Origin of the sequence: Xanthomonas sp. DAR33341 (assembly GCF_003992815.1) — a bacterium.
Taxonomy (GTDB): Bacteria; Pseudomonadota; Gammaproteobacteria; order Xanthomonadales; family Xanthomonadaceae; genus Xanthomonas; species Xanthomonas cissicola.
This window is the reverse complement of the sequence record NZ_QEYV01000041.1, coordinates 23,128-45,107: the sequence shown is the minus strand read 5'-3', so window position 1 is coordinate 45,107 and position 21,980 is coordinate 23,128. Positions and strand designations below refer to the sequence as shown.

Sequence of the window (21,980 nt, the reverse complement as noted above, 5' to 3'; positions counted from 1 at the left end):
GCGCGTGCCGCCTTACATCGGCGGCGCCGCGCCAGTACGCGCAAAACCTTCCACCAGGTGCACGATGCGCGCCTGCGATTGGATCAGTTGCAGCTCCGCCTGCAGGCGACGCACGCCGTGTGGTACCTCGTCAGCACCGAGCGCCTCACGCAGCGACGCCGGCAACCCATCCAGATCGCGCACCCACCAGCCAGCACCTGCCACCTGCAGGCGCGCGGCGTGGTCGAACTGGTCGTAATCCAGCGGGTAGACGATCGCCGGCAATCCCACGGCAAGGCAGGCGTAGAGAATGCCGGCACCGCCGTGGTGGATCACCAATGCGTAGCGGTGCAGGTGCTGCGCGTAATCCACGTACGGCAGACGCTGATAGTTGCCCTGCCCCGGCTGCAGCGGAGCGCCGGTGTCGCCGTCGCTGAAATGGAAGACCACCTCCGGGAACTGCGGCGCCAGCGCACGCAACACGCCATCCATGCGCTGCTTGACCCATTGCAGATGCGTGCCCAGCGTCACCAGCACATGCCGGCGACCGTCGATGAAGGTGGGCGCCGTCACCGACGACGGCGGCGTGCACAACTGCGGCCCGACAAAGCGCACTGCCGTCGGCCAACGCTGCGCCAGCTCGAACGACGGGACTCCCAGAGCCAGGATGCACTGCGGCGAATACACCGCCTCGCTGCGATCGCTGCGATAGATCGCCGGCAACCCGCAAGCGCGCATCTGGCGCCGATAGCAACGGTGCAGGGTCCGTTTGAAACCACGCGTGAGCCCGCGCACCGCTGCATGCCAGACACGCTGCAAGGGCGTGGTCGCAGGCAGCAACCCACCAAAGTAGGCGGGCGGCCCATCCGTGGTTTCGATCACGCACGGCGACGGCATGCTGGTCCACCAGGCAATGCCCATCGTCTGTGCGGCCAGTCCTGCGCTGGGCAGGGTGAAGTCGACGATCACCAGATCCGGCCGCCGCTCGCGCCAGCGCTGCTGTAGCGCTTCGCCAAGCTGCGCCATGAGCCCGAGTGCGCTGTGCAGCTGCCGACGCAGGCGCACGGGGTTGTGGCCCACTGCATGCGGCGGGTTGGCGATGGAAAGCAGCACGCGATCGGCATGCGCATCCAGCACGCTGGCAGCGGTGAGCCCACATGCCTCGATGCGCGCCTGCGCGGCAGGCGTGCTGATGACGCATACCGCGTGCTGCGCAGTGAGTTGTTGCGCGATCGCCAGGATGGGATGCAGATGGCCGCTGTATGGCGGTGCGATCAGATCAATGCGCATGCGCTACGCCCTGTCGCGTCCGTTCGATCTGCGCAACAAAGCGCTGGCACTCGGCAAGCACCTCGGCGTTATGCAGGTACGCCATGTGTCCGCACGCAGGCCTTGCATCGACCCGCCCATCGAACAGTGCGCGAGAGATCCAGTCGCTGCGGCCCTGTACCACGCGCAGCTGGCCGAACACGGCGGGCGCATCACACACCGGGCCGTACGCAAAAACCGCCAGACGCGCGCGCAGCGCATCCGGCAACTGCAATGCGGTCAGTAGCTGCAGCCCGCAGCTGCCGGCAAGAAGCAGCGTCATCGGCCTCTGATCCAGCAGTGCATGCACACGCTTGCGGTCGGCCTCGGCAAGGCGGGCATGTCGGGCCGCAAGATACTGCCGCGCATTGGACAGGCTGGCACGCCACAACGGCGTGCGCCGGTGCGGCGCGCTATTGCGGCGGTACGGATAATTGCAATCCACCAACTGCCGGCCTGTGCCCTGCAGCTGTCGCAGAAATGCGCCCTGTTCCGTACTCAAGGCGCAGCTTGCCGGATCGCTTTGCCCGGTGAGAAAGGCGATCTGCAGCGGGCTCGACTCACTCCGCACGAAAGCACCCGTCGGGTAACACGCGGTAACGCCGCGTGCGCCAGCGGATCGTGCGCACCAGCGCTGCGTGCAGCAGATGCAGCGGCTGCAGACATTCGGCGCATAGCGACAGCAGCAGGCGATGGCGAACGGCGCCGGTGACGCGCCATTGCACACCGCACAGCAGCAGCGCGCGTGCCAGCAAAACGATCAGCACGCAGAGTGCAGCCGGCCAGGTGTGCTGCACGCAAGCGCAGACCAGCATGGCCAGCAGCAGCACCGGCGGCAGCCCCTGCAACACGCCGATGGCACTGCGTACACGCAGGCGTTGACGGCCTAGCAGGATCGATGCGAACAGCATCCAGCGATGCATCTGGCGTACATATCCACGCAGGTCGGGCATGTCGGTACGCATCGCCACCGGCGCAGTGGATTGCCAGAGCCGCCCGCCGCGGTCGCGCACCAGGGTGGCGAAGGCCAGATCGTCGGTCAGTTGCTCCAGCAATGCAGTAAAGCCACCCCAGCGGCGCAGTTGTTCGGTACGCGCGGCATAGCACATGCCGTTGATGGTCAGCGGCGCTGCGAATGGCAGCCAGCCCAAGTACGTGAGCGCGGCATTGTTGTTGACGAACTGCGCCAACAAGCGCCCGGCCAGCGTGGCGCTGTCGCGGTAATACGGCAGTGCGGTGACCACATCGGCATGCGCGAGGTCCAGCAACAGTTGCGACAGCGCACGGTCGCCAAGGTGCGCATCGTCGTCGAGAATCAGGCTGACAGGCGCATCGATGTGCGGCAGCGCGCAATCGAGTTTCCAGGCCTTGGGGTTGATGCCAGGTGGCGCCGGGGGCACCAGCATGCGCGCGATACGCAGCTGCGGATATTGCGCAACGACTGCATCGGCAGCGGCGTTTCCCGGGCCATCGTCGGTATCCAGCAACCAGATGAACTGCGCCTGCGGCACTGCCTGCACGTTGGCGGCAAGCACCTCTTGCAAATGCGCATCGCCACCAAGAATAGGCTGCAGGATCGCCACGTCGGCCGGTGTCGCAACGGCACTGCGCGCTGGCCTCAACCGTTCGCCGCGCACGACCCACAGCGCGGCCGCCGTCTTGACCAGCAGCACGGCCAGATACGCCGCTGCCAGGATTGGGACGATCAGCTCCACTGCGCTGCCTGCCAGCGCACGAAGGCGTCCACACCCTCGTCCAGGCCAACACTGGGCGGGCCAAGATCGGCAAGCGTGCGGCGCGGATCGAAGGTCTTGGAATACGCGAACACGCCAACGCCGAAGCGCGTGATTGGCGGCTCGCCCCGCAGCCGCAGCCCGCGATACACCGCCTCCACCGCGCTGGCCATGCGCAGTGCGGTGCCGATGCGTACCTCGCGCCGTGGCAATGGCAGCTGCAGGCGCGCCAGCACCTCCAACAACACGTGCTGCAGGTCCACCGGTTGTGCGTTGGTGAGATTGTAAGCAGCCTGCAACTGCGGCGCGGTGGCCGCGCGGTACAGGTAATCGCACAGCGTATCGATATAGATCAGGTCGCCGATCACCGGCTGGGTCTGGCCGACGAAACGTGGCAACGCGCCCTTGCGCGCCGCGGCGATCACGCGCGGAAACAGCACCGTGTCGCCGGGCCCGAACACCGCACGCGGGCGCAAGACGCACTTCTGCCCCGGGTAGTCATCGAGCAGGGTTTCGCCAAGATATTTGGTTTCTGCGTAAGTATTGACGAACGCCGGGCCGATCGGGCTGTCTTCGTCCAGGTCGTATTGATGCGCTTCGCGATAGAACACCGAACTGGAGGAAACATACAGCAGGCGCGGGCAGCCGTTGCGTTTGCAGAAGTCGATGACATTGGCGGTGGCCTGGACGTTGTGCAGCTGAAACTGCGCACGCGTGCCCCACGGCGAGGCCAACGCAGCTGCATGAATCACCACATCCGGTTGCCAGTCCAGCGAAAACGCCCGGCTCAGATCGATGCGATGGTAGTTGGGCAGATCGCTGGCGCGACGACCGATGCCGCGAATCTCGACAGCCGGCTGCCCCTGAAAGCGCCGCAGGAACGCACCACCGACAAAACCGGACGCGCCGGTCACGAGAATGCGCAGGCTCATCGCCACTCCGGTTGATAACGGTCAAGACTCGGCTGGCAATGCGAGGGCAGGATCGCCAGCTCCGGATGGGCGTGCGACAAGGCGTGCAAGCGATGCACGGTGCGCTGGAATGCGTGCCAGTCGTGCATCAGCAGGCGCGTGGGCCAGGCCGGCCATTGCAGCGTGGCCCAGGTGGCCGAGGACCACACCGCGTCCGCACACAGCAACACCTCGCGGTCGTGCTGGTCGCGAACGCGTAATCCCATCTGGCCGGGCACGTGTCCGGGTAGCGATACCGCGAGCACGCTGCCGTCCTCGAACAGATCGTAAGCCGGGCCTAACCCCTGCCAGGCTCCAGTCAACGCGCGCTGCGGAGCCTGGTCGGCAAACTGCAGCCGCTGGTCGAAGTCGTCGGGCAGCAACTGCGGCAGCAAGGCGCGGCGCAACCCGCCCACGCGCGAGCAGCTGCGCAGCTGCTGGTGGTCCGCACGCAGGCACATGAAGCGCGCATTCGGCAGATCGCGCAGACCGCCGACATGGTCGGCGTGGAAATGCGAAATCAGACACCAGGCGATGTCATCCAGCGCTACGCCGCGTTTGCTCAGCTGGGCGCCCAGGATTTCGTGAGCGGGCAGGCGCACTGGCGTGGTCAAGCGATACAAGCGCTCCGGCCAGGCATCGGTGGCACGAAAAAAATGCGCCGCGTAGCCGGTGTCGTACAACAGCGCGCCACGCTGCGGATGCCGGATCAGCACGCTCAATGCGGGGAATTCCACCGCGTGCCAGTGACCATCGGCGCGCACCATGCGTTCGCAATGGCGACAGTGGCCTACGCGCAGCAGCTCGAGCGACACGCGTACCGGCATCAGTAGCGCAACACCGTGCCGCCGATGGCAAGCCCTGCCCCGGTGCCAAGCAGCGCGACCAGATCGCCGCGCTGCAGGCCCAGGTCGACGCGTGCCTGATGCAACGCATGCGGCAACGACGCGGCAACCTGATTACCGGTGGTCTGCAGGATGCGCACCACCTGATCGGGGCGCAGTCCCAAGGTCTGCACCACATGATCCAGGCCGCCACCGGAGGCCTGGTGCGGTACCAGGCAGCGCAACGCTGCGGCGGCGATGCCGGCCTCGTGCAGCAGCTGTTCCCAGAACGCTGGCAGATGCCGCGCGGCGAAACGGTAGGCGCCGCGTCCGTCCATGCAGAACACGCGCGAAGCATCGGGCGCGCTGTCTTCGCCGTGCGGATAACGCGTGCCGCCGCCGCGAATGCGGCACAGCTCCGCGCCATTGCCATAACTGGACAGCCGGCTGGAGAGCAGCGCCGAGCCCTGCCCTGCGTCGCTGCGGCCAACGACCACCGCGGCTGCGCCATCGCCGAACAAGCCGGCCGTGGCCGGCGTCGCTGCGTCCAGCCCGGCCGATGCGACTTCGCTGGAGACGATCAGCACGCACTCGTACCGGCCTAGCGCCAGTGCGTTGGCCGCCATATCCAGGGCCACCAGGAAACTCAGGCAGGTGGCATTGACGTCGAATGCGGGGATGCCCGAATCGCCGAGGCCGAGCGCGCGTTGGATCAGCACCGCCTGGCAGGGAATCGGCTGCTCCATGACGCTGCAGGCGGAGATCAGGCAATCGATCCGACTGGCATCGAGCCCGGCGCTGGCCACGGCCTGTTGCGCAGCGGCTGCCCCCATCGACGATGCGGTTTCGCCCTCGCCCACGTAATGGCGCGTCTGCACACCCAGACGCGCGAACGTTGTTCCGGCCGGCAACTGCCAGCGCTCGTCCAACTGGTGCGATGTCACTTCCGTCGCCGGAACATGGCGCCCGGTGCCCAGGATGCGCAGCGGCAATGCGTTCAACGCGCAGCTCTCAAAACGTGAAGGCGCGCAGCATACCGTGGCCGCATCGGCAGGCCCACCGCCATGCATGCCGATACACATCTAAGCGCAAGCACCGCGACGCACGCCGCGCAATAGCCGCCTGCCGCATCCACTGGATCGATGCCAGCTCCGGTGCTCGCGCGCAGCATGACGCGCCAGGCGCACGCGGCGGCATCGGCTCAAGGCGCTTCCACGGCATAGCCCAACGCCTGCAGGCGTGCCAGATAGCCGTCGGGCGCGGTCAGCCGGCTGATCGGCAGCACCGCGAACGTGCTGCGATTGCGTTGCAACGCGGCGGTGGCGATGCCCAGCCAATGCTCGCGCATGCGCCGCTCCAGGTCGCCGATGCCGCGTTTTTTTGCGGCACCAGAGCTGGCCATTGCGCCCATGCAGGCGGCCTGCGGGTCTTCGCGTGGCAGCTGACGCAAGGCCTCGATATCGCCCACCGACCAGGCATTGGCGCGCTCCACCATCGTCGGCAGATCGCGTTCCACCGTGACCAGAATGCTGCGGAAACACGCGGTATCGTCCATTCCGCCCGCACGGAATTCCTTGAGCGCCTGACGTGGATCCTTGATTTTGTAGTCCAGCGCGGTCGGGGTCGGCTTGATCCCCGCGCGCTTGGCCGCGCGTTCCACCACGGGCCAAACCACCGGCGCACGGGCCAGGCCGGAGCGCTTGATTGCCGCCTGATACAACTCGCCGGCGGCCAGCATCGGACGCTTGCGCTCCACGCCGCGGTCGCTGCCGAGATAGCGCGCCTTGGACACGCTCCAGCGCGCATACAGGTCGGCCGGCAAGATGTCGCGCAGCTCGCGTCCGTCTTCATTCTTCATCGCCTTCATGGCCGACGGCAGCAAGGTCAGCTTGCCGAAAAATCCCATGTCCGCATCCACCTGCACGGTTGGCGCTTCCAGCACCTGCTGGGACTGGCCGATGATGGTCTCCACTTCGGTCGACTGCCACTGCAGTCGCTTTGGCAATGGCGACAGGGTGCCCAGGATCCACAACACATGATCGCCCTTGCTGACCTTCCACAAGCCCGGCCCGGGCTGCACGCCGCGCACGACCATGGCCTCCAGATCCACCACTGCCGGTGCCGGCGCCGGCACCGCCACCTTGGGCGGCGCGGCTTCACTGGCGGTCGCCAGCAGCGACACCAGCGTCAGACCCATTCCCCATCCTGCGACCTTGCGTTGCATGGTGTGTCGCCCCCTGTTTGAGGCGGACAGTACGCCAAGCCGGCAGCAGCCGCGTTAGGGAAGCGTTCGGAACCGCAAGCGCCGTCGATGATTAGCGTGGCAGCAGCGTCGCCAGGTGTGCGGCCAACGGCGAGGCCTTGTCGAGCAGCGCAAATCCTTCCCAGACAAATCCCGGCGATACCGTGCAGCCCACCAGGGTGAAATCGCCGAGCGAGCGTGCCGCTTGCCAGCAGCCTGCCGGCACCACATGCATCGGCTCGCCGCGTTCGGCGGCATCCACGATCACATGCTGCACTTGCTCGGTGCAGGTGTCATAGATCAGCAGTTCCAACGCATCGCCCAGCTGCCAATGCCAGGTTTCTTCCGCATCCACGCGGTGCCATGCACTGCATTCGCCTGCACTCAGCAAGAAGCGGATGGCGGTCATTGCCGGACGGGTATGGCCGTTGTCGGTCACCTGACGTGCAGAGGCGTAGACGCGGCGATAGTGCCCGCCTTCCGGATGCGGGGCGAGGTCCAGCGAGCGGATCAGAGCGGCGGCGGTCGGATGCATGCGTGCATGCTAGGCCAGACGCATCCCCCCTGCATCAGGGCAGCTGCTTTCCTGCGCGCAGGCAGGTGCGGAAGAACACCAGCAGATCCCAGCTATAGCGCTTGAGCAAACGGCGTGGCTCGTTGAGCAGCCGATACATCCATTCCATATGCAGGCGTCGCACCCACTCGGGCGCACGCTTGGCGGTACCGGACAAGAAATCGAGCAACGCGCCCACCCCGAACACCAGCGGCACGCTCAGCGCATGGCTGTGGTCCAGGATCCAGCGCTCCTGCAGCGGGTTGCCGAACGCCACCAGCAGCACATCGGCACCGGAGCGATTGATGCGATCGGCCAGGCCCTCGCCCGCCGCCGCAAATTCGCCATAACCATCGCACATGCCGACCACCTGCTGCCCCAAGGTCCCGGTCAGCGTGGCCGCAGCGGTCTTGCCCACGCCCGGACGGCCGCCCAGCAGAAAGAACTTCAGCGGTTGCGCACTCTCGCTGCACAGATACGGAATCAGGTCGGTGCCATTGAGGTTGCCGGCAAAGCGGCGGCCGTGGATCAGCCGCGCAGCCAGATCCAGGCCGATCCCGTCGTTGACGATACGCACGCTGGGCTCACGCATGCGCACCCGCAGCGCCTGGCACTGCACGATGAAATTGGTATTGGCAAAGAACACCCGCCGCGGCTGGTGGGCGGCCAGTGCATGAAATAGATCCAACGCGAAGGCTTCCTGCGTAGTGGACAACACCGGAAAGCCGCCCAACGGAATCACCACACCCGGTGGCGTGGCCCCGCTGGCAATCCCCGTTGTTTCCACATCCACGCGCTGGCCCTGCATCATCGAATCACCAAAGGTCGTAGGGGAAGGCAGCCAACAGTCCAGCCTGCAGCCTTTCCAGATCGAAATCGCCGTTGCCGCCCAGCTGCAGACACTCTTCCACGCTGTTGCCGGAATGCCACTGCATACGCCCGGTGCCGTTGTAGTAGTCGTCGTACTTGAAGCGATCTTCGCCGTTGCCCCAGTCCAGGTACACCGCCGGGATTCCATAGGCTTCGGCAAGGATCAGGCCGTGCAGCGAGCTACTGATCACCAACTCAGCGCCAAGCAACGCGCTCATGAAGGTTGCGGGCTTGACGTTGGGAAATACCAGGTGGTCCTTGTACGCGCTGTACTTTTCGACCGGCTCGTTGAAGTGCGGAACGATGGCGAACGGGCGCTTGTTGATCGCGCCGAGCGCATCGGCCGGGAAGAACATCGGCGTCAGCAGCCCGGGATCGCCATACACTTCCGGCACTGCGATGCCGCGATCGAGCAGAAACTTGCGCGTCTTCGGCCCACGCACCGCACGGACATCGAGCGTACTGAAGGTGTTGCGCTCGGCAGGAATCTTGCCGTTGATACCGCTACCCCAGACGGTGTCGCCGTCTTTGGCGAAGTGCAGCACCGAGCCGATCGCGATCAGCTTCTTGCTCAGATCCCGCTTCTCGATCAGCGTTTTGTCCTGCAACGACAGCACGCAGGAGACGATCACCTTGGACAGGTGATCTCCCATATTCACGCCAGCGTTCTTGGGCTGCCACCAGAACAGCGCACGACGTTCTGCATGTTCTATCCATTTCTGCAGCAAGGCGTTGGCCATAACGTATGAGTCTCCTAAAGAAAAAATGTGCGCCGCATCAGTGCGAGAGCGCAGCCTCCGACGAGGTATGCACCGCTGCGCTTTGCTGTGGATACAACCGAGTTTCCGGATACGCACTGGGATCCAGCACGCGATCGGTGGTGTCGGACCAATTCAGGCACTGGCGATAACGCACGCGTGGCGCTTCCAGGGCGCGGCCGATTGCCGCAACGACAGAATCGGCGTTCCCCGGAGTGTAGCCGAAACGCGACTGATACGGCCCCACCACGGCATTCGGACACACCGCAGGCAAGCCGAAAAAGTCGTATTGCAACAACTTCATCGAACTGTCCGCCAGGTAGACCGGCACCTGCTCGGACGCATACGGCGCAATCCCGAACCGCGCGTGCTTGATGTAGCCAATGGTCTCGGCGTGCTTCATCTCGCCGTAGACCACCACGTTGTCGCCGTATCCCGGATGCCGCCCCATGCCCGAGCCGATCACATGAAACGTCACCTGCGGGAAAGCCTTGCTGGCAACCACGAAGAATTCCGGATCGAACAGCATCGAACCGACGGCCACTGCGTGGGTGCCCTCGCCGTACGGCGACGGGTCGCCGAGTTGATCCAGGTTGTGATCTACACCATGGCCAACGTGATAGACATTGTCACGGCTGGCGATTTCTTCTGCCATCGCCGGCGATACCAGTGCAATCACATCGAGCTTGGGTGCCACGCGGTCGAACTCGCGTTCGATATACGACGCAACATTGATCGTGCTCAGTCCGTCTGACGCGCGGTACACCAGCTTGGCTGCGGGATTGACGCGCTTGGCCAGTTCGATGAAAGCGACCGCAATGCCGCTTTCGAACACGATCACATCTGCCTCGCGCATCCAGTCGAGTAACTGGCGCGGCGGATGCGCGGCATACCAACGGAACATCGCATCCTCGACCGACCGCAGCCACGGACGGCGCGTATTGAACGGATGCACGGTCGTGCGCCACAGGTAGCAGTCGACGCCTTTGTGCGAGACGACCGTGTTTGCGGTCTCGTCGAGCGGCAGACGCATATCCCCCTTCATGCGCGACAACCGGCTGTAACGCAGCGAGAAGAACCGCGTGGTCCCGCGCAATGCCAGTTGATCGGTGATGAAGTGGATATTAGCGCGCCGGGGCGTGCGGTAATCGTGGGCGGACAAGACCAGGTAGCAAGGCCGGCGGATGCCGGAAGCGGCGGCGGGTGTGTCGCTCATGGGCCGTGTCCTATGAATGAGTGAGAGAAAGCATGACCGACTGCAGGCGAAGACGATGTCGACTCATCGACGTGCCTTGGCCTGCGTCAGCAGCTTGCGAATGTTGACGATGGCAATCACATCGCGGCGGAATGCAGGCCAGATCGCCAAGGCAAGCAGGCAAACGGCAAGCATCGTCACAGCGCCGACAGCCAGTTGCTCCCACAGCGGGCCGCCAACCGTGATGGAGGCATAGTACGCACAGCCACCCGCTACCCCGTAGGCGACCATGGCGCGCAGCGCATTGGTGAAGAGAGCTCCGACCGGCGCGTCTGAAATCTTGCCGATCCATAGCAGCGACAGCGGCCAGGTCAACAACAGACCGAACGAATAGCCGATCGCCACCCCCATCGCGCCCCAGCGCGAGCCGACGAAAATGCAGGCAATCAGCAGCACGCGGCTGACCAGCGAATACACCAGCTGCGCGCGCATCAATCCCCGCGCAAGGAATACCCAATACGTCGCATAGGCCGCCGTCTGGAAGATACCGCCCAGTGTCAGCACCTGGAACAGCGGCACCGCCTCACGCCACTGCTCGCCCAGTACCAGCACGATCAGCGGCATCGCCAGTGCGCAGGCGAACGCGAACAGCGCGAAGATCAGGTGCACCATCACGGTCTGCCCGCGCAGCAGGAACGCGCTGAAGCGCTCGCGGTCGTCCTGCAGCTGCGACAACACCGGCAGCGCCACGCTGGTGGCAGGCGCATTGATCTGGTTCAACGGCATCATCAGCAACTGGAATGCGCGGTTGTACAAGCCCAGCGCGTCCGGTCCGGTCCGCCAACCGATGATCACCTGGCCCACGTTGCGACTGGCATATCCGAGCAACTGCGCAGCCATCAGGTTCCAGCCGAAACTCATGAAATCGCGCATCGGCGCCGAACGCTGGTAGCCACCCGGCAACCAACGCGCGCAACTCGCTGCGATGATGAAATTGACACCGGCCTGCACCACCTGCTGTACCACCAGCGCCCAGTAGCCCCAGCCCAGCAGCGCAGCAGCAACCGCTGCGCCAAGACCGAGCACCTGCGAGCCGACATCGCTTAGCGCCACGTGCCCGAAGCGCAGCCCGCGGCTCAGATGCGCGCGGTACTGCGTGGTCATGCCATTGATCAGGAAGGTGACCGCCAGCGCCTGGGAAATCGCCACCAGGGCCGGCTCTTTGTAGAAGTTCGCAATCAGATGCGCCGAGGCGAACACCGCCAGCGACAGCGCCAGACCAATGCCGCTATTGATCCAGAACAGGTTATCGCGCTGCTCGCGACTCACTTGCTTGGCTTGCACCGCTGCGGCCGACAGGCCGAAATCGCGCAGGATCTCGGCGGCGCCGACGATGGCAGTGACCATTGCCATCAGACCGTAGTCGTAGGGCGTCAACAAGCGCGCCAACAGAATGATGCCGCCGAACTGCACCACCATCTTGGCCGACTGGCCAAGCATGGTCACCGCTGCGCCGCCGGCAGCGCGCGAGCCCAGACTGCGCTGTGGCGGTGGGGGCGGTGTGGAAGATGTCATCGTAGGTGTCTCTGCGGTCACAGCGCGGCATCTCCATCCTTGCCCAACGCTTCCAGATAGGTGCGGTAATGCAACTGCCCGATCCGCGGCCAGTCGCGCTGCGAGAGATCCGGCGCCGGGCCGCGTGGCGCAGCACGCACCTTGTCCAGCATGCCCGTCAGGAGCGCGGCATCGAACTCGCCTTCATACAGGAACACCCAACCGGGGCCGACTTCCTCGGCGATGGCCGCGTTGGATTCGCTCCACGGCGCCAGCACCGGACGCGCCAGCGACAACGCCAGCAGCAACGTGCCGGAGTTATGCATCCGCCGATACGGCAACACCACCAGTTCGGCCGCGCTGACTTCGCGCGCCAGCACCGGCTCTTCCACATAGGCCAGCAAAGCGCTGATCCGCGGATCCTGCGCGCAGGCGTCCTCCACCAAGGTGCGCATCTGCGGCGTGGCCGGGTTGCCGACGATACGCAGGCTGAGACGCGCATCGTCCACCCCGCGCATGACCTCCAGCAAGGTTTCGACACCTTTGTACGGGCGAATCAGGCCAAAGTGCAGCAGCCGCCCAGGCACCGTGCTGCCCTGCTCCATGGTCGCGAACCAGTCGCGATAATGGCCGTGCAGAATCGTATCGGTGAACGGCGGACGTGACGGCGTGGTCGCATTGATGCGAATCCAGCGCCGCGTCAGCCGGTCGATCCAGCGCAGCAGGCTACGTTCACGCCAGCCGCGGTCCTCATGCGGCGCAAGATTGTGCAGGGTGCGCACCACCGGCGTGCCGGTCAGCTGCAGCTTGAGCAACAACAACGCAGCGCAGACCTGCTTGGCCAAGGTGCCGGCAGTGCTCGGATGGCGTAGCAGGTATTCGGGCCAATGCAGATGCAACACGTCGTAACGCGACAGCAATGCATCGCGCATCGAGAAGAAACGCGGATGCACTGCGGCAGGCAGCGCGTCGTAGAGCTGGGTCAGGTACGGGTTGGTGTTGGCATTGGGCTTTTCGGTGGAAAACAGCACCGTCACCTGCGGCTGTGTTGCCGCATGCGTCATTGACGCAGAAGCTGGCGCGCTCATCGCACAGCCTCCTGCACGCGCGGAATGCCCAACGCGTCGTGGTATTCGTCGACGTAGCGCCCGACCACGTGCTTCCAGTCATAGCGGCTCACATAGGCCATGGACGCCGAGCGACGGGTGTCGAAATCGCTGTCGGACTGCAAGGCAAGCGCCTGCACCTGATCTGCTGCCGATTCGATCCTGTCGCGGTTGACGATCACGCCCTGGCCCGATTCGCTGGCAAGCCGCACGAATGGCGGAATATCGCTGAGGATCGGGATCAGGCCCGCGCTCATCGCCTCCACCGCCGCGATACCAAAGCCTTCATGCCGCGACAGGCACACAAAGAACTGCGCCTGCTGCATCAATGCGCGCAACTGCTCCTGCGAGGGCGACATGCTCAGCTGCACCTTGTCCTGCAGCCCGCGCTCGGCGACCGCTTTGCGCAGATCCGCTTCGTTCAGATCGTATTCGCGGCCGGCAATGATCAACCGCCATTGCGGGTCGCGCTTGAGCGCCGCCTGCAACAACTCCAGGGTTTCGATCAGCCCCTTGTTGACCGACCAGCGCCCGAAATACAGCATGGTCCGGCCGGGCGTGGTCGCCCCCTGCCCTGCATATTTTTCTACGTCCACACCGTTTTCGATCACCCGCAGCCGCGCCGGTGCCACCACCTTGGCGAACAGATCGCCATCGTTTTCGCTGGTGGCGATCACGCGTGCATAGGCCAGTGCCGAGGTGCGCGTGAGCGTCTGGAACCACAGCTGCTTCATGCGCGATGCGTAGGCGGTATGGAAAAACCCGCCGTGCGTGGACACCACCATCGGCTTGCCGTGCAGCGGCTTGGTCAATGCCAGATAGTCGTAAAAAAAGTCGATGCCATGCAGATGCACGACATCGGCCGAACGAATCGCACCAAGCACCGAGGGCGCCAGCGGGTAGCGCGACGAGCCGCGATAGCCAATCCGCCGGATCGACAGCCCTTGATGCGTGTCCTGCGCCGCAAGTTGCGCACCCGGATCGGTGAACACACGATCGAGCGTCACGACCTCGACCGTATCGGCGCTAGTGGCTTGATGTTGGCGGGCAACATTGAGAACGACCTCTTCCATGCCCCCGATCGAAGGATGGAATTGGCGGACGACATGCACCACTTTCATTACGCCACTCTCCTTTGCCAGCGGCGCGCACTCAGTTGCTGCGACGGCTGATGATTCTGAAAACTCGTCATTTGCGTTTCAACCCCAACATCCACGGCGCGATCGGCACCAGCACCGCGCGCATCGGCACGCTTGCAGCAATCGCGAACGCGCTCAGCCCCAACGCCCAGGCAGGTGTGCCGATTGCGCTGCGTGCGATCAGGCCCGTACGCGCCACCACGCTGGTGGTCACCAAGAAAACCAGGGTATGCGTGCACAGAATCAGCAAGGTGTTGGTACCGATCCATTGCACCCAGCGCAGACGCCGAATGAAATAGGCGACGCAAAACGTCATCGCCGTTCCGAGCAGACTGACCAGCAGGAAGATGGCAGCCGACTGCCCGAACTGCAGGTTGTTCACGTCCACCTGCCCGTTCCACCCGGCCAGCCACCACCACAGTGCGGCTAGCGGCAACAAGGCAAGCGCCCACACCTGCGCGCGCAGCGATCGTAACGCATCGGCGAACCGCGATAGCCAACCGCCAAAGGCAATGAAGAACAGCGCGACCGGCAGCACATCCAGCGCGAGCGGCAAACGCTGCTGCCGCGAAGGAAACCACCCCGCCCATGCCAGCGCTAGTGGCAGACTGATCGTCGCCACCGCGGCCGCACTCAATCGCGCACGCAACGCAATGTAAGCCAGCGTCGTGACAAATAGCGCGGGCAAAAACCACAGCGCGGGAAGCACATACAGGCGTGACCCATTGGCCCACAGCAGTCCCGTGAGCGGGTGCCACCACGGGCGCGTCTGCGGATGCCCCGCATGCCCATCGATCGCAGCAGTCAACAGCCACAGCGCATAGGCGACCATGAAAAAAGCGAGATACGGCACCAGCAACGTGCGCGCCAGCTTTGCGACGGATGCCGCCGTCAATGCCCGATGTCCAAAACGCTCGCCAACCCAGCCCGACAACACGAAAAACAGCGGCACATGGAAGCTGTAAGCGAACATCTTGTACGCTGGCGGCATGCCGCTGGCATGGCCCAACACCACCAGCGCGATGGCCAGCGCTTTGGCGGCGTCGATCTGCCAATCGCGCGTCAGCGCAGGCGCCGTGTTGGCGTCCGTGAGGTGATGCGCACGCATGTCGTGTAGTGAAGAGAATCCGCTTGTCATGCCAAAACGCCGCTCATGCCGCCACCGGGCGCGCACCCAGCGCCCACGGGGCGAAGCGCATCAGGATCCAACGCAGCGGCACGCTGGCGGCCAATGCGAACAGCGTGACGAAGACCGCCCAACCAAGCCCCGGACGCGCGCCGCCGAATCCACCAGCCAAGGCCGCAACACCGGACAGCACGAAGAACACCAACATATGCGTACAGAGAATCAGCAAGGTGTTGCGGCCGATCCACTGCAGCCACGCCCAGCTCTGTACCAGCCGCGCCGCGCAGATCACCATCAACGAACCAAGCAACGCGCTAACCAGGAACAGCGCGTGATCGTGTCCGAATTCGAGCATGTTGACGTCGATTCGCCCATTGGCGACGGCCAGCCAGGCCACCGCCAATGCCAACACGACCGTTGCCAGGGCGCTGCCGGCCAAGGATGTCGGCAGGCGTGGCGAGAGGTAGATCAGCAAGGCGCCCAATGCGTAAAAGCACAGCGACACCGGTAGCACGTCCAAACCGAAAAAAATCCGCACGTACTGGGCCGGGAACCAGTTCATCCAGAACCATGCCACGATCAATGCCAGCCCTGCGATCAGGATCGGCGACATCAGGCGGCGCAAGACCAGGTAACTCACCACGGTCGCCAACATGACCGGCAGAAACCACAGCGGAGGTTGCACGTACAGGTCCGGGCCGATACCGGTGAACATCGCCACGATGGGCTCCCACCACGGGTGACTTCCCCAGCGCGCAGCCTTTTCGCCGATATTGCGGGTCAGCAACCAGTAGGCATAGCCCAACAGATAAAAGGTGACGTATGGCAGCAGCAGGCTACGTGCCTGCTTGCTGATCGTCTGCGTCAAGCCGGTATTGCGCGACGCATAACCGGCAGCCAGCCAACCGGATACCAAGAAAAACAGCGGCACGTGGAAACTGTAGGCGAACAAGGTCATGCCATGTGGGACGCCCTTTGCATGACAGAACACCACCAGCAAGATCGCAATGGCCTTGGTGGCATCGATGCGCGGGTCGCGGACGCGACCGCTGGTTGCAACCCGTGCGTTGGCGGCCGGCAAAGCCGACGGCGATGCCGGCATTGCCGACACGCTCATCGTGCCGCTCCCGCAGGCAATGGCAACTGCGCGCCATCTGCCGTTGGATCGTCCTTGATCAAGACAGCCTGCGTGCCGGACGCAGACCAGGTCGGCAGCATGTGCCACATGCAACCACAGACGAACCACCACAACGCCGAGGTCTTGATCGAAAAGTAGCCGTTGGAGACAAGCAGGCTCAATGCGAACGCAAAGATCGCCAGGTTCTTGAACAGCTGCCCTTCCTTGCTCGGCATCAGCAGCAGGAACGAATAGGCCAGCAGGAAGGCCAGCACGCCCACGATCGATTGCGATGCGATGAAGTACGAAATGCCGCTGTCGAAGTAACGATACGCCTGTGCAAAATCCAGCCCCATCCACGATTCGAACGACAGGTTATTCATCGAATAAACGGTGAAGAACACGCGCCCCATCGTGGTGTCCTGGTACGCGGTGATGCCCGTGACCCAGACAAGCAGCCATGCGCTCATGATCACCAGCAGAAACACCAGGAAGGCCAGCCGCTGATCCAGCCGTTTCAATAGCGGCGTCAGCAGCACCATCAACACACAGGTGCCCGCCGCCAATCGCCCGTCTGAGGCGACGATCATGAAGCCGATCAACCCCACCGACAGGATCAGCGCCGCCGGTCGCATCCAACGCCAGAACACCAGCACGATCGCGGTGAAAAAGCAGATGTAATTGCCCATCGTCACCGGCTCGATGAACATCGAGGAGGCACGCGGCAGATTGGAGCCCGGCAGGAAGTTACGCTCGCCCGGTCGGGTGGCGCTGACGAACAGATTACTGTCTTCGTTCCAAAAGCCTTCGGCGCTCATGCCGCGCGCATTGACAAAGAAGCTCTTTGGATTGATCAGATCGCCGTATTTGACTGGCATCGCCAGCTCGAACGCGGCAACCAATGAGACGATGATGGTCATGCGGATGAACAACTTGGGCACCGAGCCGGTGTAGGCAGAGCCAAGCACGACGAAGGCGAACACCACCAGGGCGTCGCGGAAGAACTTGGGGTCGATCTGCCAGTTCACCAAAAACCGCACGAACATCAGCGTGACGATCAACCCGAGTCCACTGACGATCAGGGCAATGCGCTTGCGGCTCAACGAACCCATGCCAAGCAGGAAGCACGCCGCGTAGACCATGAACTCGACCGCGTAGGTGATCACCGGCCGCACGGTGAACACGTTCGCGTTGATGAACGCCAGCACCAGGTTGTAACCCACGCCGACCAGCAACGTCAGCTCGATCAGCAGGTTATGCCAGCGCACGCGAGTTTCCTCGCTCATTCGAATCAGCATGCAGATGCCCGCTTGGAAGGAGCGGCTGCAATGCAGCCGCCCGCGGCGCCGGACGCGCCAGCTCGCACGCTCCCCACCATCATCAGTACGCGGTCTTCTGTCCGAGCACGCGTACAGCGGTCAGCACGATGATGCGGATATCCAGCCACAACGACCAACGGCGGATGTAATCGAGGTCGTACTGGATACGCTTCTTCATCGTCCGCAGTTCCGGGGTCTCGCCACGGAAACCATTCACCTGCGCCCAACCGGTGATGCCCGGCTTGACGTAGTGACGCTGCATGTAATGGTTGATCAGCTTTTCGTAGTGCGTGTTGTGCTGAGCAGCATGCGGACGCGGCCCGACGATCGACATGCTGCCGCCCAGCACGTTGAAGATCTGCGGCAATTCGTCCAGGCTGCTGCGGCGCAAGAACGCACCGAAACGCGTGATACGTGCGTCGTTCTTGGTTGCCTGCTGAATCGTCGTGCCATGGTCGTCGTGCACACGCATCGAGCGGAACTTGAACATGTAGAACTCACGGCCACCCAGCCCATGACGGCGCTGGCGGAAGAACACCGGACCCGGCGAGCTCAACTTGACGCCCACTGCAATGGCGGCCATCAGCGGCCACAGGCCAAGCAGCGCGATGACGGCCAGGATCTTGTCTTGAAGCGCCTTGGCCACCACGAAGTAATTGTCGCGGTCCACACCACCCTGACGCAGATTGATCACCGGCACATTGCCGATCTGTTCGCCAGACTGATTGAGCAGACCGAAATCGAACAGGTCAGGTACCAGTTTGACGTTGATCGGGTAACGGTCCAGGCGCTGCAACAGCTGCTTGATGTGGTCGCGTTCGCCCAGCGGCAGCGAGATCCAGACCTGTTCGACCTGGTTTTCCTTCAGATAGTCGATCAGCGCGTCCGGCTCGCCCAGGCACGGCAGCGACTGACGCTGTTCGGTCACGGCAATGTCGTATGGGGTACGGAAATAACCGACCAGGTTCATGCCGACCCACGAGTTACGGCTCAGGTAGTGGTTGATTTTCATCACCGGGTGGCGCAGCCCCACCACCACCACACGTTGCACGTCCACGCCTTGGGTACGCAGATGGTTCAGAAAGCCACGCAGCACCGTGCGTGCCGCCACCAGCGAGGCCAGACCACCGACGAACCACAGGCCGATCCAACCACGCGACACCTGCTCGCCCACCTGCACGATCAGCGCATGCACGGCAAACAGCGCGAACACGCCGCCGAACGCACCGCCCAGCACCATCAGTTCGCTCAACAAGCCACGGCCGCGCCAGCTGCGGTACAGCGGGAACAGCGCAAAGCAGATCACCGAATACAGCAGCGTCGTGGCGATCGCCAGCCGATACGGCGCCGCCGGCACCCAGGAACCAAACACAATGCGGTAAGCGACCAGACCGGATACCACCACCATGGTCAGGTCGAACACGCGCAGAACCAGATCGGCCGCAGCCGAATATTTGGACAACAATCGCGGCGAGGAAGTTGTGTAGGTCGCGCTACTCAAGTCTGCCAAAAGCATGGGGATGTCCTCCAAACTCGATACGACGCATGCGGGGGAACATACGAATCGCACGCGAGCTTTCAATCATCTCCGCCAAGCGATCACCGCGGTAAACCTACCGACCCCAGATCACTCGACAGCCCTTTGTTTCAACAGAGACAAACTTTCAAACGAAGGAGCCCGAAACATACTGGATCCCACCTTTTCCACGCTGAATCAGTTGTCACTTTAATTAACCAACGTTTTGCAACATCACGATGTCAGTTCAGCCGCGTTTCCTGGCCATTGACGCGCAAGAAGTACCGCACGAGCGCCACAGCCAAACCTAGGAATACGCCAAAGATCAGGCCCAAGGCGAGGTTCAATTTCAGTTTCGGCGAAGTCTTCGACGTAGGCACATCTGCGGTATCGACGATGGTCACGTTGTTGGCGCCGACATTGCCTGCCACGCCGATTTCCTTGTAGCGCTGAAGAAGCGCATCGTAGAGCTGGCGGTTGGTGTCGACGTCGCGCTTGAGCATGTTGTAACGAATGCTGCGGCCCTGCAGATCCAGCTCGTTGTTCCGCAAACCGGCGATGCGCTCGTTGAGCAACTGCTCTTGATGCACCGACGCATCGTAGGTCGCCTTCAGCGACTGGCGCACATTGACGACCTCGCCGTTGATCTGCCGACGCGACTCTTCGATTTGCGCCTTCAGACGCTGCATTTCCGGGTAGTCCGGCTTGAAGGTCGATAGCTTTTGTTGGTATTCGGCGGTGAGACGCACCTGCTCGCTACGCAGGCTCTGGATCAACGGACTGCTGAGCACCTGGGGCAACGACATGCCATCGCCACTGGCTGCCTGGCGCCAGGCGGCCTCGGCCTTGATGCGGGCATCCTGCGCAGAAGCGAGCAAGGCGTTGAGATCGGTCAGGTTCTGCGCCGGCAACGAAGGTTTGTCGTCGCCCACCGACACAATCTGCTCGTCGGTCGAGTATGCAACCAGCGACTTTTCCGAGTCTTCGACCTTGCTGCGCAACTGCTCCAGTCGCTCGGCAAGGAACTTGGTCGCGAACGAGGACGCCTTCATGCGGCGTTCCTGCGTACTGATGATGAACATCTTTGAGTACGTGTTGGCGATCTTGGCCGACAGCACCGGGTCCGGCGAATCGTAATTGACGTAGACCAGGCGCGAATTGAGGATAGGCTCGACCACCAGACCGGCCAGCAACGTGTCGGTGAGGCTGCGCTCGACGATCGCCTGACGCGAATCGACCGATTTCCCCGCTTCGGGATTCTTCGCCGCGGCCTTCTCCAGCGCCTCGTCCACCTGGTCCTTGAACGCCGGCTCCTTGTCGAGCTTGGCTTCGCGGATCACGGCACGTGCCAACGAACGGCTCTGCAGCAACTGATACTGGGTCTGGTAGAAGTCGCGATCCTGCGGCGACTCTACCGGCATCAGGTTGTCGACATTCACCACGTTCAGCGAATCGCGTTCGATCTGCAGCGTGCTGGTCGCGCGGTACTTCTCCGGCATGAGCAACGTGATGGCCAGCGCCAGCAACAATGCCGCCAGTGCGATCGCGATAATCAACCAACGCTGCGATACCAGGGCGCGCCAGTAATCGAGCAACCCCACATCGGCAAGTTCGAGATGCCCATGACGCTGCGACGAAGAGGAACGATTGTCGGAATTCATGCTCATCGGTAAGCGCGCCACACCATCACAAGAGGAGTCAGTTCCAGCATGGTGCGCAACCACACGCGCGCATCCGAGCGGTACACCACGACGATGTCGCCGCCATAAATCTCAGGATCCGGATTGGTGCCCTTCTCGATTTCGGTCAGGTCGAACCGCGCGAGCATCTTTTGCCCGTTGACCATGCGAAACACGATGACATTGCCGCGGCTGGCGACCGTACTCACACCCTTGGCCTGCGCAATGGCTTGCTGCAAGGTCAGATTGGCGCCGATCACCGGATAGGTGCCCGGCTCGTCGACCGCCCCGGTCACGGTGACGCGACGGCCGTTGGATTCCTGCACGAACACCGACACCTGCGGATTTTGCAGATAACCGTTGCGATACCGGTCGGCCACCATCTTTTCCAACTCACCGACGCCCATGCCGGCCGCATTCACATCGCCAATGAGCGGCAACGAAATATGGCCGTTCTGATCGATACGGACCTGCCGCTCCAGATCGTCGATCTGGAAGACCTTGACCAGCAACAGGTCGCCTGGCGAAAGCCGATACTCGGGCTGCACTGCCGACATTGCGAGCGGGTCAGGCAGCGGCAACGAGGTCGCCATGTCCTTACCGGTGCTGCAAGCGCCCAGTGTCATCGAGCAGATCAACGCCAGGCTGAGCGCTTGGCAAAATCGTCCGATCAGTTTCTTCATGCGTGTGGCTGGCTGCCTCGGTTGGGTGGGACAGGAGCTCGCGCAGCATTCAACCGGCCAAACGCGCCAGCACGAACGTACGACAGAGGATTCATCCCAGGACATCGGGATCACGACAGGTAACGCGTGCTGCACTGCACTATCGCACAGAAAAATCGCACCGCAAGAGACCGCACGCCATTTTTTTGACAGCGTTGGCCTATTGATTCAAGTTCGTCGATATCGCGTTAACGAACCGTGATCCACGTTTGAATCTGGAGAAAATGTTTCGGAGTGTTTTCGGACACTTAGCACCATTGCGTGATCCAAGTCCATAGCGAACCGGACTG

The 21,980-nt window shown here is 63.2% G+C and carries 20 protein-coding genes; all 20 read right to left on the bottom strand.

What is annotated here, in order from left to right; all coding sequences use genetic code 11:
* Positions 1–12: 12 nt before the first annotated feature.
* The 20 genes from EO156_RS21680 to EO156_RS21585 all read right to left on the bottom strand — a co-directional run bounded on the left by EO156_RS21680 (position 13) and on the right by EO156_RS21585 (position 21,651).
* Positions 13–1,269 (bottom strand): glycosyltransferase, encoded by a 1,257-nt coding sequence (locus tag EO156_RS21680; RefSeq protein ID WP_016848791.1) that lies wholly within the window; start codon positions 1,267–1,269, stop codon positions 13–15.
* Positions 1,259–1,858, bottom strand: coding sequence for a hypothetical protein (locus EO156_RS21675; protein WP_005920322.1), 600 nt, complete (start codon positions 1,856–1,858; stop codon positions 1,259–1,261). The genes EO156_RS21680 and EO156_RS21675 overlap by 11 nt, the downstream gene beginning before the upstream one ends.
* Complete coding sequence (locus tag EO156_RS21670; protein WP_016848789.1) at positions 1,848–3,002, bottom strand: glycosyltransferase; 1,155 nt, start codon at positions 3,000–3,002, stop codon at positions 1,848–1,850. The genes EO156_RS21675 and EO156_RS21670 overlap by 11 nt, the downstream gene beginning before the upstream one ends.
* Positions 2,993–3,952, bottom strand: coding sequence for an NAD(P)-dependent oxidoreductase (locus EO156_RS21665; protein WP_016848788.1), 960 nt, complete (start codon positions 3,950–3,952; stop codon positions 2,993–2,995). Before EO156_RS21665 ends, EO156_RS21670 begins: the two co-directional genes overlap by 10 nt.
* On the bottom strand, positions 3,949–4,797 hold the full coding sequence (locus EO156_RS21660; protein WP_005930200.1) for an MBL fold metallo-hydrolase: 849 nt from the start codon (positions 4,795–4,797) through the stop codon (positions 3,949–3,951). Before EO156_RS21660 ends, EO156_RS21665 begins: the two co-directional genes overlap by 4 nt.
* Complete coding sequence (locus tag EO156_RS21655; protein ID WP_016848787.1) at positions 4,797–5,795, bottom strand: 3-oxoacyl-[acyl-carrier-protein] synthase III C-terminal domain-containing protein; 999 nt, start codon at positions 5,793–5,795, stop codon at positions 4,797–4,799. Before EO156_RS21655 ends, EO156_RS21660 begins: the two co-directional genes overlap by 1 nt.
* 200 nt (positions 5,796–5,995) lie before the next feature.
* The gene (locus EO156_RS21650; protein WP_016848786.1) at positions 5,996–7,018 is read right to left on the bottom strand and encodes a TraB/GumN family protein; all 1,023 of its coding nucleotides are present in this window, start codon (positions 7,016–7,018) and stop codon (positions 5,996–5,998) included.
* Positions 7,019–7,109: 91 nt separating this feature from the next.
* A complete protein-coding gene (locus EO156_RS21645; protein WP_016848785.1) occupies positions 7,110–7,571 on the bottom strand; it encodes a cupin domain-containing protein in 462 nt (153 codons plus the stop codon).
* Between the two features lie 34 nt (positions 7,572–7,605).
* Complete coding sequence (locus EO156_RS21640; RefSeq protein ID WP_016848784.1) at positions 7,606–8,400, bottom strand: WecB/TagA/CpsF family glycosyltransferase; 795 nt, start codon at positions 8,398–8,400, stop codon at positions 7,606–7,608.
* A gap of 4 nt (positions 8,401–8,404) precedes the next feature.
* Positions 8,405–9,199, bottom strand: coding sequence for a polysaccharide pyruvyl transferase family protein (locus EO156_RS21635; RefSeq protein ID WP_003484852.1), 795 nt, complete (start codon positions 9,197–9,199; stop codon positions 8,405–8,407).
* Between the two features lie 37 nt (positions 9,200–9,236).
* On the bottom strand, positions 9,237–10,433 hold the full coding sequence (locus tag EO156_RS21630; protein WP_016848783.1) for a glycosyltransferase: 1,197 nt from the start codon (positions 10,431–10,433) through the stop codon (positions 9,237–9,239).
* 63 nt (positions 10,434–10,496) lie between these two features.
* On the bottom strand, positions 10,497–11,987 hold the full coding sequence (locus EO156_RS21625) for a lipopolysaccharide biosynthesis protein (protein WP_126936771.1): 1,491 nt from the start codon (positions 11,985–11,987) through the stop codon (positions 10,497–10,499).
* Positions 11,988–12,004: 17 nt separating this feature from the next.
* Complete coding sequence (locus EO156_RS21620; protein WP_026006780.1) at positions 12,005–13,054, bottom strand: glycosyltransferase; 1,050 nt, start codon at positions 13,052–13,054, stop codon at positions 12,005–12,007.
* A complete protein-coding gene (gene gumH / locus EO156_RS21615) occupies positions 13,051–14,193 on the bottom strand; it encodes a GDP-mannose:cellobiosyl-diphosphopolyprenol alpha-mannosyltransferase (RefSeq protein ID WP_016848780.1) in 1,143 nt (380 codons plus the stop codon). The genes EO156_RS21620 and gumH overlap by 4 nt, the downstream gene beginning before the upstream one ends.
* Before the next feature lie 67 nt (positions 14,194–14,260).
* Complete coding sequence (locus EO156_RS21610) at positions 14,261–15,319, bottom strand: acyltransferase family protein (RefSeq protein WP_016848779.1); 1,059 nt, start codon at positions 15,317–15,319, stop codon at positions 14,261–14,263.
* A gap of 43 nt (positions 15,320–15,362) precedes the next feature.
* Positions 15,363–16,454 carry an acyltransferase family protein gene (locus EO156_RS21605; RefSeq protein ID WP_005930218.1) on the bottom strand — a complete coding sequence of 364 codons (1,092 nt, stop codon included), beginning with the start codon at positions 16,452–16,454 and terminating at the stop codon, positions 15,363–15,365.
* Positions 16,451–17,740 carry a hypothetical protein gene (locus tag EO156_RS21600; protein ID WP_016848778.1) on the bottom strand — a complete coding sequence of 430 codons (1,290 nt, stop codon included), beginning with the start codon at positions 17,738–17,740 and terminating at the stop codon, positions 16,451–16,453. Before EO156_RS21600 ends, EO156_RS21605 begins: the two co-directional genes overlap by 4 nt.
* 94 nt (positions 17,741–17,834) lie before the next feature.
* Complete coding sequence (locus tag EO156_RS21595) at positions 17,835–19,289, bottom strand: undecaprenyl-phosphate glucose phosphotransferase (RefSeq protein WP_005920304.1); 1,455 nt, start codon at positions 19,287–19,289, stop codon at positions 17,835–17,837.
* A gap of 242 nt (positions 19,290–19,531) precedes the next feature.
* Positions 19,532–20,971, bottom strand: coding sequence for a GumC family protein (locus EO156_RS21590; protein ID WP_016848777.1), 1,440 nt, complete (start codon positions 20,969–20,971; stop codon positions 19,532–19,534).
* Positions 20,953–21,651, bottom strand: a complete 699-nt coding sequence (locus tag EO156_RS21585) for a polysaccharide biosynthesis/export family protein (protein WP_016848776.1) — start codon at positions 21,649–21,651, stop codon at positions 20,953–20,955. The genes EO156_RS21590 and EO156_RS21585 overlap by 19 nt, the downstream gene beginning before the upstream one ends.
* Between the last annotated feature and the right edge of the window lie 329 nt (positions 21,652–21,980).

What these genes read in the sequence shown, in the direction of transcription:
- EO156_RS21680 (WP_016848791.1), bottom strand. Translation starts at nt 1,269, where the DNA reads ATGCGCATTGATCTGATCGCACCGCCATACAGCGGCCATCTGCATCCC.
- EO156_RS21665 (WP_016848788.1), bottom strand. Translation starts at nt 3,952, where the DNA reads ATGAGCCTGCGCATTCTCGTGACCGGCGCGTCCGGTTTTGTCGGTGGT.
- EO156_RS21660 (WP_005930200.1), bottom strand. Translation starts at nt 4,797, where the DNA reads ATGCCGGTACGCGTGTCGCTCGAGCTGCTGCGCGTAGGCCACTGTCGC.
- EO156_RS21650 (WP_016848786.1), bottom strand. Translation starts at nt 7,018, where the DNA reads ATGCAACGCAAGGTCGCAGGATGGGGAATGGGTCTGACGCTGGTGTCG.
- EO156_RS21645 (WP_016848785.1), bottom strand. Translation starts at nt 7,571, where the DNA reads ATGCATCCGACCGCCGCCGCTCTGATCCGCTCGCTGGACCTCGCCCCG.
- EO156_RS21640 (WP_016848784.1), bottom strand. Translation starts at nt 8,400, where the DNA reads ATGATGCAGGGCCAGCGCGTGGATGTGGAAACAACGGGGATTGCCAGC.
- EO156_RS21635 (WP_003484852.1), bottom strand. Translation starts at nt 9,199, where the DNA reads ATGGCCAACGCCTTGCTGCAGAAATGGATAGAACATGCAGAACGTCGT.
- EO156_RS21630 (WP_016848783.1), bottom strand. Translation starts at nt 10,433, where the DNA reads ATGAGCGACACACCCGCCGCCGCTTCCGGCATCCGCCGGCCTTGCTAC.
- EO156_RS21625 (WP_126936771.1), bottom strand. Translation starts at nt 11,987, where the DNA reads ATGACATCTTCCACACCGCCCCCACCGCCACAGCGCAGTCTGGGCTCG.
- EO156_RS21620 (WP_026006780.1), bottom strand. Translation starts at nt 13,054, where the DNA reads ATGAGCGCGCCAGCTTCTGCGTCAATGACGCATGCGGCAACACAGCCG.
- gumH (WP_016848780.1), bottom strand. Translation starts at nt 14,193, where the DNA reads ATGAAAGTGGTGCATGTCGTCCGCCAATTCCATCCTTCGATCGGGGGC.
- EO156_RS21610 (WP_016848779.1), bottom strand. Translation starts at nt 15,319, where the DNA reads ATGCGTGCGCATCACCTCACGGACGCCAACACGGCGCCTGCGCTGACG.
- EO156_RS21605 (WP_005930218.1), bottom strand. Translation starts at nt 16,454, where the DNA reads ATGAGCGTGTCGGCAATGCCGGCATCGCCGTCGGCTTTGCCGGCCGCC.
- EO156_RS21600 (WP_016848778.1), bottom strand. Translation starts at nt 17,740, where the DNA reads ATGAGCGAGGAAACTCGCGTGCGCTGGCATAACCTGCTGATCGAGCTG.
- EO156_RS21595 (WP_005920304.1), bottom strand. Translation starts at nt 19,289, where the DNA reads ATGCTTTTGGCAGACTTGAGTAGCGCGACCTACACAACTTCCTCGCCG.
- EO156_RS21585 (WP_016848776.1), bottom strand. Translation starts at nt 21,651, where the DNA reads ATGAAGAAACTGATCGGACGATTTTGCCAAGCGCTCAGCCTGGCGTTG.